Source organism: Pseudoalteromonas sp. '520P1 No. 423' (assembly GCF_001269985.1).
In the GTDB taxonomy this organism is placed as follows: Bacteria; Pseudomonadota; Gammaproteobacteria; order Enterobacterales; family Alteromonadaceae; genus Pseudoalteromonas.
The window spans coordinates 1,430,953-1,447,448 of the sequence record NZ_BBZB01000001.1; the positions used below are offsets into that span (position 1 = coordinate 1,430,953).

Consider the following 16,496-nt stretch of genomic DNA (forward strand, 5'->3'; position numbering starts at 1 on the left):
TTTCGATGCAATACAGAGAGCCATTTTTTATCAATTTTAGCCTTTAGATAAATTCTACAGATTCGTTATGTTTGCGAGTTATCATCGAATTTAGGAGTACATAAATCAGTGAGAGATGTATTTGTAATACTAGGGAATGGGTTTTCAATAGACTTCCTAAATCATTTAAAACAATCGGAATGTAATGCAGAACAAATTGCACTATCTAATCTATTTGAAAATGGGGAATTAGTTCCTTGGCCGGGCGATGGAACTCCTGGATTTCTCTCGTACAAACATTGCCCTAATCTATGGACTTTGGGAGCAAGGCCAAACTTAGGCGCTAAAGAGACTATAGATTTGATAGAAAATATTATTACATGTGCAAACGCACTTAATAATAGACCTAGAAATGTTGATAGCATTTATATGAAGGCATATAAAGAGCTTGTAACTTATTTGAAGGCTTTGTTTATTTTCTATAACGATAAAGTAAATGTTCCAAATGTTAATTTAGAAGATTGGGGGTGGAGTAAATATTTAATCAAGTTAAATAACGACCCTAGCATTAACAAGGTTCACATTGTTACATTAAACTATGATATCTGGCTTGAAAGAATCCTAAAGAAGAACAATATAGATTTTTCTATTGCTAATTTCGAAGAAGATAAAGATATTATTTTGTATAAACCACATGGTTCAATAAGCTTTAGTCATGGAGTTGAAAAAGTAAAAGATGTTTTTGAAATCAGCTATGAACATGATGTTTTAGATGGGAAGTTAAGTGAGTTCACCGTAAAATATGAAGGGTTAACAGCTCTAAATTCTATAAATGCGATGGTGCCACCTGCTGGAGATTCTAATAGGCTTGATTTTGCTTGGGCTAGTGAAATAAGAAAATCTATCAGTGAAATATCTCAGAGCCTAAAAAGCAATGATGAACTGGTTATTTGCGGAACTTCCTACTGGCATGTTGACCGACTTGAAATTGACAGGATACTTACATCTATAAATAGTGATATTTCTGATGTAAAGGTAATAAACCCAAATTCACCTGATGTTTTTAATGCAGTTATAACTACGCTATTTGAAAATGTTAAATTCTTTAAAAACTCTAACCCATTGGCATAATTATGAATATTTTAGAACGTACAAGTAACAACATAAATATAGCTACATTTTGGGAAAATTATAGCTTAAAAAAATACAATCTTTCTCCCAGTTATCAACGTGAAGGTGAGGTTTGGAGTGGTCCAGATCAAAGCTACTTGATTGATACCATTCTCAAAAATTTTCCTATGCCACCTATTTTCTTACACCAACACATAGATAATCAAACAGGTAAAACTATTTATGATGTTATAGATGGTAAGCAAAGGTTAGGAGCAATAATTGGCTTTTTAAACAATGAAATTGCGATACCTGAAGACTTTTCAGAGGACGGTTTTGGTAGCTCTGAATTGGAAGGGTTATATTTTAAAGACTTGGATTCGCCAGAAATATCTGCTTGGAAAAAAAACCTATGGAAGTATGAAATAACTATTGAATATGTTGAAACTGATGATATTGGTGTTGTAAATCATATATTTGATCGCCTTAATAGGAATGGTGAACCGTTAACACACCAAGAGTTAAGAAATGCAAAATATGGTGATACTGGGTTTTATAAGTTAATCAAAGATATTTCAGATCGTGAAGTATTTAGCCGTACTGTAGATAGCTTGAGCAACAATCGGCTAGAAAATCATGAGTTTATCTCGGAATTAATGTTTTTAATAACTGAAGACAAAGTTATTGCAGGTGATAAACCGAAAGATATTGATGAGTTATATGAAAAATATACTGCTCTAGATACAAACCAATTAGATGCAATAAAAGACCAAGTACTAAATATTGAAAATGTTTTCTCTACCTTTAACCTTAATTTTGATGATAAGCGGTTTCATGGTGTTAGCCATATTTATGGTTTGTGGGGACTTGCTTGGAAGTTACATAAAGATGAAGTAGCTATCGAAGATATCGATGAAAAGATAACAGAGTTCTTTCTAGTTTATAAGCGGAAGGATGATTCAAATGAATACATTGAAACTTATCGGGCAACCATGAGTGGTGGAACTAAAGGTTCTTCTAGAAGAAAAAGACGTATAGATGCTCTGTTAAACTATATGAAACAAACATAACAAGGCGTTTAAGTCGAACTAAAACAGTTGGTTATGTTGCACTTTGCTACACATTATAACCCACTATCTTTGTCCGCTTAGTGCGGCGTTGAGGCTGTAGAATAATTAATAATTAATAATTTTACAGCTCAAAAGCAAGGGTTCTAAATTCGTTAGTACAGACGAGTTAATCGCTTATAGTGCGATACAGGGGACCATTTATATATTAATTGTAGCCTTTAGATAAATTCTACAGGCTCGTTAGGCTTCTCGACATCATAAGGAGTAATCATGTCGCAAACGGTGAGGCAACATTACGTACCAAGAGTTTATTTAAAAGCTTGGTCATGTCCAAAAGGAAAGGTCAAGGTTCTGGACAAAAAAACAGGGAAAATTTTCACCCCCGCAGTAGAGAATATTTGTCTTGAAAAGTACTTTTATGAAAACCCAAAACTTCCTCCAACAAATGAAATTGAAAATATGTTTTGTGATTATGAAGGGAAGTTTGGGAAAACTAGAGATTTTTTGTCTGCTATTAAAAACAACGCTATCGAATTGTCTCAGCCTATATCAGAAACATTAGCCAATGCACTAAATGCATTACCAGATCATTTACGAATATTAAAAGAATTTGCATGCATTTCATATTTTCGTACACCAAAAGCCTTTCAGGAAATGCTAAAACAGCTAAAAGCAGACAATAATCCTGAAGCGGCAAAAGCAATAAAACAGTTAGAGTCCCCTTATGCTCTTAATAAGCAAGCCTTTGAATCTACAATATTTGAAAGGTTTAAAAAAATGCATATTGCTATTTTGTTCAGTGAAACAGATTTAATTACAGGAGACGCACCGTGCATTCCGCTGGCGGGAGGCACAGGACATTCGAATTATGCTTATGATATAGGAAGGCATGAGGCTTCATTTGCAGCTATGGCAATTACATCAAACATTGTAGTCATGTTCATGCCTAACTTAACAGCTAACAATCCCATTATCATTCCAAGAGATATGCCTAAAGAACTGTCTCTCCAACTAAATGAAATTATTATGGAACACTCTCAGCGTTGGGTGATAAGTACTCCTAGTATAGAAGCCTAGCATGGCATTTAAACTGAACAAAAACAGTGGGTAACGTTTCGCTTCGCTACACATTACAACCAACAGTTTTCGTCCTTTTAACGCGTCGTTGAGGCTGTAGAATAATTAAAAATTTAATTTTGCAGCCCTTTATTTAATTACCTTTTTTTTACGTTCAATATCTTCTTTATCCATTTCAATTTCTATCATATCTCTGAAGTTCTTAACGAATAAAGTTGAGATTACAGGCATAGTATCTTTTGGATAGTCGGGTAGTAGTTTTAGCTCCCAGCATTCATAAAAACACTCTTTTACGTTGTTTATAAATTCTTTTTTTGTGACAGGAGTGCCGGGTGCAGAGTTGTTCTCACCCAATAAAAGCCAATCTAAGCTAGCTCCCCTTTCTTTACTGGCTATTAGACATGTCGAATATGGAATAGATTCCTTTTTACCCATTTGAGCAGCCCAATTTCCTGTCTTACCAAAATAATTTGATAGCTCTGTCAACGTTTTGAATTTATATAAATCTTTAATTCTTTCAAATACTTGCTGTGCATCATTCAAAATAGCATCTCTAATAATTTAAAAACCAAACAAATAATGTGTTTGACCTATCTGAAATATAGGTCTAGTATCCGTTTTGTTATCTGGTACATAACTAATGGAAATCATAACATGCAAACACTCAATCTATCTATCGGAGCGCCTTTTCTAACTGTTAAAGCGTATGCCGAATTAACAGGTCAAACTCCATCAGCTGTAAGTGCTGATATTGCTGCGGGTAAATTACCTGTCTATATACCGCCACACCGTTCAGAGCAAAATGCCTCATATGTAAAAAAGCACATCAACATGGTGGCGCTTTATGCAATTGCAGCTAAATCAGCTGACATTGATTTAAATATAGCAAACAACGCTTAAAAGTTGGTTTAAGGGATTTTTTGATATGAATAATTTAACGCTAAAAGATAATTTCTTTACTTTTCACTTCACAGTTATCTATGACGAAAATGGTTATTTTGATTCATACCAACTAACACTGGATAAGTTAGATATTGATATTAAATCTCCTTGTATTTTTATCTATTTTGAAAAACCTAGTTTTGGTAGTTCAGATCTTACATTAACTAATAAAAATGAAATCGTTTCTTACTTCGAGTTTAGCTCTGAAAATCAAGAATCTTTAAAGAACTGGATTGGTGAATTAGTTAATAAAGGTCATCTTGATAGAGAACCTTTGCAAGGTACTTTAGATGAATAACTTAGCTTACAAATCAGAACAAAGCAGAATAGAAGAATTTATTTTTCCTGTTGCTGTCGCTAATGATATTACAGCTCATATTGAAGAACCAAAAACAGCTAAAGACATTTATAAAAATACGGTCGATTTCAGTCGTAAAATGTTTAACGCTAAAACTTTTAGAGAAGAAATTTATAGCAAGCATACGTCTTTGGCTGTGATGTTGGCGAATGGCTACAAACAGCTAGAAAGATTTTATGGTTTTGATGAAGCTAACAAGCGAATTCAACAAGCTGATAAAGTTTTAACACTTTGGGATATAGATTTAAGCATTGATGATAATGACCTTTGTGATATTGCTGATATTAAAGCTAGAAATTGTTTATTAAAAATAAATGATAAAGGTCAAACTTTTGAAGTTTATAACGAATTAAAAGAATACCTAAAGCTTTATACATTTGATGCCCCTGAATTTGACCAAAGATACTTTTTACACTCAGTAGAAAAGCAAGCAGAGTTAGATGAACTAAATGATTCGATAGGCCGCCAAGCTCATATTGATTTAATTGCCGCACTTGGTCGTATATCTGACCCGCTTTGGTGGCGTAGACAGTTACGAAAAAAACAAGCTTTAACAGTTGAACAATTAGCACGTGATTTAAGACTCGTTCATAAAAAAGCTTCTCCTTATATTTCAGACTTTACCGTTCAAACAAGACGTATTAGAAAACAGAAGAATCAAAAGATACTGTCTGATTTATTTCTATTAGCTGATGGCCAAAGCCCATTTTCTGATGATTTAGAAACTTTACAATCTGTATGTGAAAAGTCGCATACCTCTGGCTATCAACAAGCCTCCGAATTAATGGTTAGAATTCGTGGTACTGAAGACGTTGCAAAAATGCATGGTCATATTGGTGAGTTTTATACCCTTACTTGCCCAAGCCGTTTTCATGCTACCAGTTCTAAAGGTATTCCAAACAAGAAATATCAAAACCTAACACCTAATGATGCTCAAAACTATTTTAATAATATTTGGAAGTTAGCTCGCGCTCGTTTTTCAAAAGCAAACTTAAAACCATACGGCTTTAGAGTTGTAGAACCACATCATGATGGTTGCCCACACTGGCACATGCTTTTATTTATGCAAAAAGGTGAAGCGAAACAAATTCGTAAAATCCTTAAAGAACTTTGCATGAGAGATACACCAGAAGAAGTTGGCACTTATACAACAAGATTCAAACCAATTTATATGAACCCTAAAAAAGGTAGCGCTGCCGGTTATATCGCTAAATACATTACCAAAGCTGTTACGGGTTCAAACCTTAAAACTATCGAAGATTCTATTTCGGGGAAAGTAAACATTGCTCCGGCTGATGCCGCAGAACGCGCTCGCTCATGGGCTGCAACTTTCAATATAAGACAATTTGAGGCAATAGGATTGCCATCGGTCACAGTGTGGCGAGAAATGAGGCGTTTAGGTATGGGAACAACTGGACAATGTGAGATTGCAAATTCTATGAATACGACCGTTGATAAGATAGCTAATTTTGCATTAGAAAAAGTACGTTTAGCTGCTGATGCTTCTGACTGGGCTGCATTTTGTTTGGCAATGGGTGGCGTACAAATTAAACGTAAAGACCAAGCGGTAAGAATCCATTATCAAATACCTGATTTAGTCGACACGATAACAGGTGAGATAAGCCGCACTGAGGGTGCAAGCCCGCTTTTCGCTACTAAATATGGTGATACACCATCTAACCGTGTTTTAGGTATTGCATGGGATCAAATCACAGTCATTACTCGCAGAGGTAATACAGAAGTACTTTCACAAAAAGAATTAAAAGCCCGTCAAAAAATGATGACTGGAGCAAGAGAGTTCTTTGAAGAATGGGAAGACAACGACTGGTATATGCGCCCATCTGAATCAGATATGCAATTTTTAGAAGCAATGGCAATTGAGGACAAAATGAATCATTGCCTGTTTTTAGACTATGAGGCTTTGGGGTCTAACTTCACGAGTGATGAAATCACGAGCTTGGACTTGTGTCATTAAGTGTAACCACCCCACGGAATTTAATTTTTAACGAAGAAATAACAGATTAACAACCAATACAACCACAGAAAAAGGAAAAGACAATGGCATCTATTGAGGGCGCAGTATCAGAAATAACTTTTGTAAATAAACCTAATGATAAAGGTGAAGTTATCAAAAGTGCCGTTTTTAAATTTGAAACTCAAAATCCTGCTCAATTTTGGGACGTAAAAATTAAACCAGAACAAGTACAAGCTGGAATAGTTGAAGAACTAAGAAAGTACGAAGCACCTAAAGATTCTTGGTCTAAAAAACCTGTACTTCTTAATATCGAATATTACGAGGGGTACTTTGCGGGCAATCCTTTTAAAGGTTTCCGCCTTAATTCAATCGCTACTCAGAATGTTAAGTAGGGATTAAATATTATGAGCCTTACTAGTAACGAGCTTGAGTACTTTTTTACAGTTGTTTGCATGTCTGCTTTTGCGGGTGCTGCCTTTGCTCAAGTGTTTACACCTTCACTTTTAGCTGTAGCCAAATTTCTAACTAGGTATTTACCAGTACCAAAAAGCCATTTTCTAGAAATTGAGTTACTTAATGATGAGATTGCATTTCTTAGAGAATCGTTAATTGCTAAAGAGTCGCAAATCAAAGCTCTTACTAGTGAGTGTTTGTAATGCCTAAATGTGTTGCTTTAGATTCTAACGGCTTTTTAAAAGCCACCTCTGAAACAACGTGTACTGATTTTGTACTAATGACACCGACTGAATTAACCCAACTTCAATCGGGTTCATTACAACAAATGCAAGAAACCTTAAATCTCTTATTCGCTTTTGATTATGAGCTTTTTGGAATTATAGAACTGGCGCTAATTTTAGCGTTTTTAAACTCCCACTTTGCGGGCCGTATCGTTAGATGGCTTGGCAAAAAATAAAAATGAAACAAGGAAATACAATTATGAAAAATATCTTAAAAAACAAAATGGCTAAAGCAGGTTTAGTTTTAACTTCTGTAACGGCTTCTAGTGTTGCTTTTGCTCAAGATTATACAACGCAAATTACTGCGGCTAGTACTGAAGGTAATACCAATGTACTTGCTGTAATTGGTGCTGTAATCGGTATCGCTATTCTTGGTTTTGGTGTTGGCTCAATGCTTGGTTGGTTTAAGCGTTAATGGTCACGACAGTACTGCTTGCATGTTGCCTCTACTATTGCATGGTAGAGGGTTTTACATCTGGAATCAGAGCGTCTTAATGGCGCTTTTTTTTGGAGCTTTTTTTATGTATACCACATCTTTTTTAACCAATATCCAAATCGAAATAATAAAAATTAGACAGGCTATTGCGTGTTTTCAATCAATACCTAACAGAGTTGATATTAAAGAATATCAAGAGTTAATCATCAAATTACATTGCCTTATATGGTTAAAAATGAGGTATATCAGGTGAAGTATTTAATATTTATTATGTTTTTATTTCTATCATTTGAGACATTATCTGGTGCAACGATAAGCCAAGGACGTTATGGGCTTCAATATGATTCTAGTGTTTATGGTGGTGCTTTAGGTTGCACTACTTCTGCTGAAGATTATAGCGGTTGCTTTAAAGATGTAACTACGCCTCATATTTACGGTGTTCTGTCAAAATCAGGTCGTTCACCTTGTTATATCGACTCTACAGGAAGAACTGCGTGTTTAAGTGTTAGGTGGACTTACACAAGTGATTGTACTGATATAGGTGGCTTTTTGGTTTGCGGCTTACCTTGTACTGATAGTCACTCATGTCTTTTATATGTTTCTCAAGAGTGCGGAGTTGTTGCAAATTACAAATATATAGGTCCTGCCAATACTTATGAATATCAATGCTCAGAGAAAAAAGATTGTGGTGATGATTGTGCGGGTGGAGGTGGTTCTGGTGGTATACCTGTTTATGAATATGTGAAATATATGAAAGGAGATAAGGGCGATAATGGAGCAAATGGTACAAATGGCATTGATGGTGAAGATGGTGAAGATGGAGAAGATGGAGAAGATGGAAAAGATGGAAAAGATGGAAAAGATGGTCAAGATGGTCAAGATGGTCAAGATGGTCAAGATGGTCAAGATGGTCAAGATGGTCAAGATGGTCAAGATGGTCAAGATGGTGTCGATGGTAGTAATGGAACAAACGGACGAAATGGAACAGATGGTATAGATGGTCAAGATGGTCAAGATGGTCAAGATGGTCAAGATGGTCAAGATGGAGAAGATGGAAAAGATGGAGAAGATGGAAAAGATGGTCAAGATGGTGAAGATGGTGTCGATGGTAGTAATGGAACAAATGGACGAAATGGAACAAATGGTATAGATGGAATAGATGGTCAAGATGGAACAAATGGTGAAGATGGAACAAATGGTGAAGATGGAACAAATGGTGAACAAGGCATACAAGGTATAAAAGGAGATAAGGGAGATAAATTAAAATTTTCTGATTTAACCAGTTCTGAAAAAGCGTCATTAAAAGGTGAAGAGGGTGAATCTTGTAGTATTACAAACACAGGTTCTTTACGTTGGAATGTGACTTGTAAGCAGGGTAATAACTCAGATATCGACTTAAATCCTGTTTGGGAAGATTGGAAAGCAAATCAATGTCGCGTTGTGCATGTTGATGAAATTAAAGCCGTTACAACTTGGGATTGTCCAGATGGTATGCGCCAAGTGCACGAAAGAGGTGCAGACGGTCAAAGTGGTGTTGATGGTCAAGATGGTGTAGACGGTGAAAAAGGCGAACAAGGCGAACAAGGAATAGCGGGTTCTGATGGTAAAGATGGTCAAGATGGTCAAGATGGTATCGATGGTACAAATGGTGTTGATGGTGTTGATGGTCAAGATGGTCAAGATGGTCAAGATGGTCAAGATGGTTCAGATGGTAAAGATGGTTCAGATGGTAAAGATGGTTTAAATGGTGAAGATGGTTTAAATGGTGAAAGAGGTCTTCAAGGTATTCAAGGTGTTGCGGGTATAAATGGTGTTGATGGTCAAAATGTTGATACTCAAGCTGTTGTAGATGCGATTAACAATAACAGTGCTAAAAATGTTAGTGGCGAATTTATAGCAAGAGATAATTCCCTTTTTAATAGCTTACTAGATGAATCTGCTTTTTCTGCTTTAGATGATGCAATTTCAGCATCTAAATTAACTTATCAACAAAATATAAATACACACAAATCAGAATTGTTATCAGCTTTTCAATTAAGACCTACTGGCTCAGGTTATAAAACAAATACGATAAATGTTAAGGGTAAAACCTATGACGTTTCTATTTCTAGATTTAGTGAATATATGCCCTCGATTGGCTCAATTGTTTTTGCTGTAGCAGGGTTTTTTGCACTTGGTATTGTTTTAGTTGGGAGGCTTTAAAATGCGTTATTTCATTATCTTTACCCTGTTTTTTTCATCTTCGGTATTCGCTGCTGATTTTGATTTCATAGCAACAATAGGGTCTATTTTCGAATCTATTTGGATATTTATATCAGAAGATATACCTTATTTTTTTGAGCGTTTATTAGCTTACATCATTAAATATACGGTGCTTTTAAAATTTAACACGCTTATTCATACAACTGAATTTGCATACTCAATCGCAACCGACATTTTACAAACACTAAACCTTACTCAAATTATAAATTCTTCTATCGGTAGATTAGATTCGGATTTGGTTCAAACACTTATCAATATTCGTTTTTTCGATGCAGCACAATTAATTATTGAAGCGTGTTTAACGCGTTTTATCTTAAATATGATGGGGTGGTAAATGGCTACTAAAATATTTCATGGGCCGCCAGGTTCTTATAAATCATCTACTGTTTGTTGGTTTGAATTACTCGAGGCTTTAAAAGCGGGGCGTTTAGTTGTTACGAACTTACAAGGTATCAAAACCATTGAGGAAATATCTAGAGAGTTAAACATTGTATTCCCCAAAACTACAAGGCTTGTTCGTATCTCTTCTAATAATGATTTAGGCCGAGAGTTAATTCGAAATTTTTACCATTGGCTCCCTATAGGGGCTTTTATCTTTATAGATGAAATTCAAGATATTTATCCAAATGATAAAACATTCAAAGCTACTGATTATGACTATAAAGAAGAAGGGTACTTTGATGATAAATTGCCGCCTGAAGTTGTAAGTTTATACCATCAAGAGCAAAGGGTGATTAAGAGTAATGTTAATGTTGATGATTACACTGATGACTTAGGTTTAAGTCTTTTTGATGATAGGGATTATATTAAATATCCGCCTACATTACGTGAAGCATTTATGCGTCATAGGCATTTTAATTGGGATGTTGTTCTGGCAACGCCAGACATAAAAGAGGTTGCAGGTTTTATACGTTCAGTAACAGAAGTTGCATATGCTCATAGCTCTAAAGATGCCGTACCCATTCCATACTTCAAACGCAGACCGCGTGTACTTGAACACTTACCCTCGTCTAATGGTGTCACTGTTAAAAAAGGTGACATAACAAGCTTTAGGAAGATACCCCTTGATGTATTCAAAATTTACAAATCAACTGCCACAGGTCAGTCAACAAAATCAGGTGCGGGCAACTCGCCTATTACTGGTACTTTATTACTTGGTGCTGCCTTTTTTATTGCCCTTGTTGTTTTTATCATTTATGTGGTCTTCTTTCGTGAATCTAGTATTAGTAGTTCATCAACATCTAATGAAGTTCAAAGCGTACAGATATCTAATGGCCAAAAGCAAACAACTGCTAAAGCTCATACTCAAGATATTAAAAAAAATAATAGTCTTATTAGTGGTGATGTTAATTCTAAGAATGTGTTTGAGAATGCTAGTGCTTTAGTGATGCCGTTTAATGCAGACAGTATTTATCTTACAGCATTGAATAAAGTGTATAAGGCTAAATCTTATGAGGTGATTAATGGCAAAGTAAATACAATTAAAGAAATAGATTTTAGTTATTTATTTGTTCTAAAAATTGCAGATGATGAGTTTTACGTTTCAGATAATGATTTATCTAAAATGGGTTATCGCTTTCAATACTATTCTGATTCTTTAGTTAAGATCACTGATAACAATGGTTTTAGACTCATACCTTTTGCACCTATTAAATATGAATCTTTAGTTTCATCGAATGAAGAACAATCGAATGATTTAGATTTGAAATTATAATACTCGTACATATTTTTAATAGTTCATAATTGAGTCTATTGTTGATTGATATTTGTGTTTTAAGAGGTTGTCACTGGTGACATGGGGGTAGATATGAATAGAAATGCTAAATATGAGAAGAAACGTAAAAATAAAGGTCAAAAGAAGATAACGCTATGGGTTCCTGAAGATTGTGAAGTTGAGTTGAAATCAATGGCTGATTTTTTATGTGAAAATCATGGTTATGTTCCTGCTATGGTTAGATCTCTAAGTACAGGTCGTATGAAAAAAGCAGTGTAAAAATACTTTTTTAATAGCCCATAATTGAGGTCATTATCTTCATGGACTTTGATTGTTGTAACCAATCGAGATTTAAAGGAGGACGGCGAAGCCTGAGCAAGGACGACTGAAAATGAAGATTGGCATTAGTTATTTGTATACCCGTTCACTATAATTAAGTTGAACGGGTATCTTTATTTTTGCATTTAATTCAATGGTTTGCACTCAATGGCGAAGCCATGTAAGCGAAGCGAAAACAGTGTGATTTAAGTTATCCTAATATGTTGATAGGGAGCTGAAAACGACATAAAAATAAATTTTGATACCCACCTGACAAGCCAGTCTTTTGACCTTAATCTTTTGATCTTATAAAACAGAGCGTAGCGATATCATTATAATGTTTTGATTGTATCTTTTGATTTTGATTTTAAGTCTTCGCAATGGACAATTAAATTTTATGGACAATTGTTGGACACTTTAAATTATAGATACAAAAAAGGCAGTTAAGATTTAACTTAACTGCCTGATTTATAACACTATAAAGTGGTGGAGCTGGGGGGATTTGAACCCCCGTCCGGAAAGCGTCGACCTTCGGTACTACATGTTTAGTATCGTCTTTTAGTTAACCTTTAAGTCTCGGACGTACACGATAAGCAAAGGCGAGGCCGCTTAGTTTTAGCGCTTCAACCCCGGCCAGGGTTTCCATCGCGATCTCGATGTAGGGTGACACTTCAATTTCCAAGTCCATGAGAATACTTGGATGAAGCGCTAGCGGCCTAAGCTGCTAGAGAGTAAGAATCGTCGTTTGCGATTACTTTAAATGCGGCTTTTTTACGAGGCCAGCCGCACCTCGACATGCACCTAAGGCTTCTTGAATCCCGTCGAATCCTAATCAGCCCCTGAAATCTGTTTTAATGAAAGAATATTAATTTCACTATTTCCTAACGTCGAAATAAACTTCAGTTTGTTTGACTATAGCTACTGGTATGTATGCTAATACATTAAGTATACGCGAAGATTTTGGCATGGCACAAGTTTTAATTGTATTTGTGTATGTTGTTGGCTGATTTCTATGCAATTTGTAGAAAAAATACAAAGTTAAACCTACTAACTTTGTATTTTTGAGGTGAATTAGTAGTTTTGAACAACTTTCACACTGTCATCAACAGAACCTGCACTTACAAAACCAATCGCGTTTGGTGTTGATGCGACATGTTTTAATACAGCTGCATCATTGCTTAGGTCCTTTGGCGGGGTGCCTTTTCCAGTAAAAACTAATTTAGACCAATAAGCTTTTAATTGGCTAGATGATTTTTTAAGGGCTTTTTTGTTAAACTCTTTTGCTACATCTGAACTTGCGTTTTGACTAACTGGGGCAACCTTACTGCCATCAGAAAAAGATTTACTCTTTCCTGTAAATATTTTGGTTACAGCTGTGGCGTCAATGGCGCTGCCATTTGAAGGGTGAACAATTACCGCGACATCTGCTAAAGTTGATGTACTGAATAAAAATAGAGTTATCGCTAATGTAGATGTTTTCATCATGACTCTCCTAAAATACAACATCGATACCAAAAGTAATAGCTTTGCTATCACCGGCTACGGCTAAATCAAATGAATTATCTTCTACATCGTCATATTGCAGCTTAAATGCTGCGGATGAGTGAAAGTCCCAGCGAATACCAAATGATTTAGTATTATGGTTTTCTCCATCTAAAGCATCTTCTTCAAATTCAGCATATGAAATAAAAGGAGTAAAGGAATCAAAGCGATAACCTAATGTAACCATTGCAGTATCTAGATTGCCGCCTAAATCAAGCCTGTTTAATTCAGTTAATATAAATAAATTTCCAAAGTCAGCATTTACGGCTAAACCGTAAAATTTACCATCTCTTTGAGGTTTACCATCCCATAACACTTGCTCACCACTGCGAAACCTTTCATTAGTATATTGCATATGAGTAGCTCTGATCTCTAACCAATCATTACTAACTTGTATAACACCACCAAGTATGTCTTTCCAAATTTCACGTGTTGGCTCCATAAAAAAGAACTCAGATAGTAATTTATTATTGGTGTCATCTTCTCGACCACCATAAATATTTCCTCTGATTGACCAGTCACCAACTGATCCACTATATAACGCATTTATACCGTTATAGTTAAATATTTGCCATGTGTAGTTATCAGCAGGAGCACGCATCCAAACGTATGCGTAACCTACATCAAAAAAATCGGAGTAATAAAATAATGGTAGCCTTTTTTTACCTGCTTGAATGGTCCAACTATCATTAAGCTCATAAGATATATAAGCCCATTCAAATTTAGCATCATAGTCATTGGCACCACGGGCCACTATTTGAGCTGTGGCTGAGAGCCCTTCCGAAAGATCTCCTGTAAACTGCAAACCAAATAGCGACTCTGGTTTCATTGAGAAATCTTCAGTGTAGGCACTGACTATGGGGTAGTCAGCTAAAAAGGTAGGTTCAATACCATAGTGTGGAACGCCACTTCCACTTAAAACTTTACCGCCATTTACACTGGCAAAACCTGAAATATTTATGTCAGCTTGCAAGGGCAAAGAGAGTGTCGTTATTACTGCTATTGTTAGTTGAACTTTCATAATTTATCCTTGATTTAGATAAACGAATTAAATAAATTGTGCTTAATTTAAAAACTAGATAAATGAATTAAATAAATTGTAGCTGAATTTAAAAAACTAGATAAACTAATTAAATAAATTGTAGCTCAATTTAAAAAACTAGATAAACTAATTAAATAAATTGTAGCTCAATTTAAAAAAAACTAGATAAATTCATAAAATAGATAACAATTAAAAGACAGATACAAAGTTTAAAAGTAATTCTAGCTGTTTACGGAGAAAATAAATGTCGAATGGTTTTTCGTTTAGTGATTTAAGTATCACCAAAAAAATACATGCTATTACAAGTATTTCTGTTGTGGTATTTTTAGTGTCAGCAATTATCAACTACTCAGCTATGGTCGATAATAAACATGCATTAGATGAACTACAAACTACATCCTATAAGGTTGTTCAGCTTGCTACTTCTAATAAATACTTACTTGAAAAATTAGATGATTTATATACACAAGCAGTAACATTTGGTGATGGTGAGTTGGTTGATAAGGCTGATATCACAAAAGCAGAGATCTACGATAATTTAAAAGAATTAAATAGATTAGATAAAAGTTACCAGAGCGGTTCTGAAATTAGTCATTTAAATCAATATGCTGAAATTTCATCAAAAATAGCCAGAGGAATGATAGATGGCACAGCTGATTTTTCAAAAATTCAGCAAGACGCTAAAGATAAAACTGAAAAATATGATGTTTTGTTAAAAGGTTTTAAATCGATTCAAAATAAAGCGGACGCACGTTTTATTGAATTAGTAAAAAGTACTCTAGAGCGATCGGATGAAGCATTATTTTTAATGCTTTCTATTAGTATTTTTATGTTGATAGGTTTAATTGTATTAGCCATATTTATTGCTAAAAAAATCGGGGTTTCAGCCCAAAATGCAGCCGATGGTTTAGAATCGCTTGCTAGTGGCGGAGGGAACTTAAGTTCAAAATTAACTGTATGTTCTAAAGATGAAATAGGGCAAGTTGCTATTCATTTTAATGCTTTTATTGGCCTGTTGAAGAGCTCTGTTTTAAACATTATGGCTGTAGTTGAGCCTTTAATGGAAAATTCTACACGTTTAGTGCAAGGCATGGAAAAAGCTGAAAGAGCAACAACACAACAATCAACAGATGCTGAAATTGTAAGGCAGTCTATGGAAGAAATGAAGCAGAGTGTTGGAGATATTTCAGGCTCTGCAGCAAATGCAGCAGATGCCGCGCAAGTTGCTGAAAAAGAAGTTGAGCAAAGTTTACAGCAGATTAATGTCTCGGTGAAAATGTCGCAAGCATTAAGTGAAGAAATTAAAAATGCGTCATCCACCATTGACCAATTAGCAAGTGATACGCAAAATGTGACACAAATTTTAAATGTAATCACTTCGATTGCAGAGCAAACTAATTTACTCGCTTTAAATGCCGCAATAGAAGCTGCAAGGGCTGGTGAGCAAGGACGTGGCTTTGCTGTTGTAGCAGATGAAGTCAGAGAGTTAGCTTCAAGAACTGCAAAATCTACCAATGAAATTAGAGAGCTGCTTACAGTTTTAACCGGTGCAGCTAATGAATCTGTTGGAGCGATGAACTCTGCAAGAGATATGGCTAGAGATAATGCTAATTCAGCACAAGAAACTGGCGTATCTATCGAAAAAATCTCTGAACAGATCCTTGCTATTAATGGAATGAATGCACAAATTGCAGCTGCTACCGAAGAGCAAACTTCAGTCGCTGCTATGGTGGTAGATAACGTATCAAATATGCATGATTCGTTTGAAGACACGCAAGAGTCTCTAAAATCAATTAGGGAAGTTGCAAAAAACTTACATTATCTATCTGATAACTTACTAGATGCGACTTCTAAATTTGAAGTGTAAAGACTAGTAGTTATGTGATGAAAAAAACCTTTATGAAGGTAAATTTATTCAACACTTTTAATAATGG

18 protein-coding genes and 1 other RNA gene are annotated in these 16,496 nt (G+C 35.2%); 15 read left to right on the top strand and 4 right to left on the bottom strand.

Annotated features, from left to right (window positions below; all coding sequences use genetic code 11):
* Positions 1 to 108: 108 nt before the first annotated feature.
* The 3 genes from PSA_RS06520 to PSA_RS06530 all read left to right on the top strand — a co-directional run bounded on the left by PSA_RS06520 (position 109) and on the right by PSA_RS06530 (position 3,236).
* Positions 109 to 1,110 carry a hypothetical protein gene (locus PSA_RS06520; RefSeq protein ID WP_052380152.1) on the top strand — a complete coding sequence of 334 codons (1,002 nt, stop codon included), beginning with the start codon at positions 109 to 111 and terminating at the stop codon, positions 1,108 to 1,110.
* 2 nt (positions 1,111 to 1,112) lie between these two features.
* On the top strand, positions 1,113 to 2,159 hold the full coding sequence (locus PSA_RS06525) for a DUF262 domain-containing protein (RefSeq protein ID WP_042149461.1): 1,047 nt from the start codon (positions 1,113 to 1,115) through the stop codon (positions 2,157 to 2,159).
* Between the two features lie 270 nt (positions 2,160 to 2,429).
* Positions 2,430 to 3,236, top strand: a complete 807-nt coding sequence (locus tag PSA_RS06530; RefSeq protein WP_042149463.1) for a DUF4238 domain-containing protein — start codon at positions 2,430 to 2,432, stop codon at positions 3,234 to 3,236.
* A 129-nt stretch (positions 3,237 to 3,365) separates the two neighbouring features.
* Here PSA_RS06530 and PSA_RS06535 read toward each other — a convergent pair whose 3' ends face one another.
* Complete coding sequence (locus PSA_RS06535) at positions 3,366 to 3,779, bottom strand: helix-turn-helix domain-containing protein (RefSeq protein ID WP_042149467.1); 414 nt, start codon at positions 3,777 to 3,779, stop codon at positions 3,366 to 3,368.
* Between the two features lie 111 nt (positions 3,780 to 3,890).
* Here PSA_RS06535 and PSA_RS06540 point away from each other — a divergent pair, with 111 nt between their 5' ends.
* The 11 genes from PSA_RS06540 to PSA_RS06595 all read left to right on the top strand — a co-directional run bounded on the left by PSA_RS06540 (position 3,891) and on the right by PSA_RS06595 (position 11,939).
* Positions 3,891 to 4,136 carry a hypothetical protein gene (locus PSA_RS06540; protein WP_042149470.1) on the top strand — a complete coding sequence of 82 codons (246 nt, stop codon included), beginning with the start codon at positions 3,891 to 3,893 and terminating at the stop codon, positions 4,134 to 4,136.
* 25 nt (positions 4,137 to 4,161) lie between these two features.
* Entirely contained in the window at positions 4,162 to 4,476 is a 315-nt protein-coding gene (locus PSA_RS06545) for a hypothetical protein (protein ID WP_042149473.1), read from the top strand.
* On the top strand, positions 4,469 to 6,511 hold the full coding sequence (locus tag PSA_RS06550) for a replication endonuclease (protein ID WP_052380153.1): 2,043 nt from the start codon (positions 4,469 to 4,471) through the stop codon (positions 6,509 to 6,511). Before PSA_RS06545 ends, PSA_RS06550 begins: the two co-directional genes overlap by 8 nt.
* Before the next feature lie 83 nt (positions 6,512 to 6,594).
* Positions 6,595 to 6,903 carry a hypothetical protein gene (locus PSA_RS06555; RefSeq protein WP_042149476.1) on the top strand — a complete coding sequence of 103 codons (309 nt, stop codon included), beginning with the start codon at positions 6,595 to 6,597 and terminating at the stop codon, positions 6,901 to 6,903.
* A gap of 12 nt (positions 6,904 to 6,915) precedes the next feature.
* Positions 6,916 to 7,167, top strand: a complete 252-nt coding sequence (locus PSA_RS06560; RefSeq protein ID WP_042149479.1) for a hypothetical protein — start codon at positions 6,916 to 6,918, stop codon at positions 7,165 to 7,167.
* Positions 7,167 to 7,424 carry a hypothetical protein gene (locus PSA_RS06565; RefSeq protein WP_042149483.1) on the top strand — a complete coding sequence of 86 codons (258 nt, stop codon included), beginning with the start codon at positions 7,167 to 7,169 and terminating at the stop codon, positions 7,422 to 7,424. Before PSA_RS06560 ends, PSA_RS06565 begins: the two co-directional genes overlap by 1 nt.
* 23 nt (positions 7,425 to 7,447) lie before the next feature.
* The gene (locus tag PSA_RS06570) at positions 7,448 to 7,663 is read left to right on the top strand and encodes a hypothetical protein (protein WP_042149676.1); all 216 of its coding nucleotides are present in this window, start codon (positions 7,448 to 7,450) and stop codon (positions 7,661 to 7,663) included.
* 270 nt (positions 7,664 to 7,933) lie between these two features.
* A complete protein-coding gene (locus PSA_RS06580; RefSeq protein ID WP_059364813.1) occupies positions 7,934 to 9,886 on the top strand; it encodes a collagen-like protein in 1,953 nt (650 codons plus the stop codon).
* Between the two features lies 1 nt (position 9,887).
* Positions 9,888 to 10,280, top strand: a complete 393-nt coding sequence (locus tag PSA_RS06585; protein ID WP_042149489.1) for a hypothetical protein — start codon at positions 9,888 to 9,890, stop codon at positions 10,278 to 10,280.
* Positions 10,281 to 11,660 carry a zonular occludens toxin family protein gene (locus tag PSA_RS06590; RefSeq protein ID WP_052380156.1) on the top strand — a complete coding sequence of 460 codons (1,380 nt, stop codon included), beginning with the start codon at positions 10,281 to 10,283 and terminating at the stop codon, positions 11,658 to 11,660.
* Positions 11,661 to 11,753: 93 nt separating this feature from the next.
* Entirely contained in the window at positions 11,754 to 11,939 is a 186-nt protein-coding gene (locus PSA_RS06595) for a hypothetical protein (protein WP_042149685.1), read from the top strand.
* A 523-nt stretch (positions 11,940 to 12,462) separates the two neighbouring features.
* Here the strand turns inward: PSA_RS06595 and ssrA are convergent.
* The 3 genes from ssrA to PSA_RS06610 form a co-directional block, all read right to left on the bottom strand.
* Positions 12,463 to 12,818, bottom strand: a transfer-messenger RNA (tmRNA) gene (gene ssrA, locus PSA_RS06600).
* A gap of 231 nt (positions 12,819 to 13,049) precedes the next feature.
* Positions 13,050 to 13,460, bottom strand: coding sequence for a phosphate ABC transporter substrate-binding protein (locus tag PSA_RS06605; protein WP_042149491.1), 411 nt, complete (start codon positions 13,458 to 13,460; stop codon positions 13,050 to 13,052).
* 10 nt (positions 13,461 to 13,470) lie between these two features.
* Positions 13,471 to 14,541 (bottom strand): porin, encoded by a 1,071-nt coding sequence (locus PSA_RS06610; RefSeq protein ID WP_042149494.1) that lies wholly within the window; start codon positions 14,539 to 14,541, stop codon positions 13,471 to 13,473.
* Between the two features lie 265 nt (positions 14,542 to 14,806).
* Here PSA_RS06610 and PSA_RS06615 point away from each other — a divergent pair, with 265 nt between their 5' ends.
* Positions 14,807 to 16,429 carry a methyl-accepting chemotaxis protein gene (locus PSA_RS06615; protein ID WP_042149497.1) on the top strand — a complete coding sequence of 541 codons (1,623 nt, stop codon included), beginning with the start codon at positions 14,807 to 14,809 and terminating at the stop codon, positions 16,427 to 16,429.
* The last annotated feature ends 67 nt before the right edge of the window (positions 16,430 to 16,496 follow it).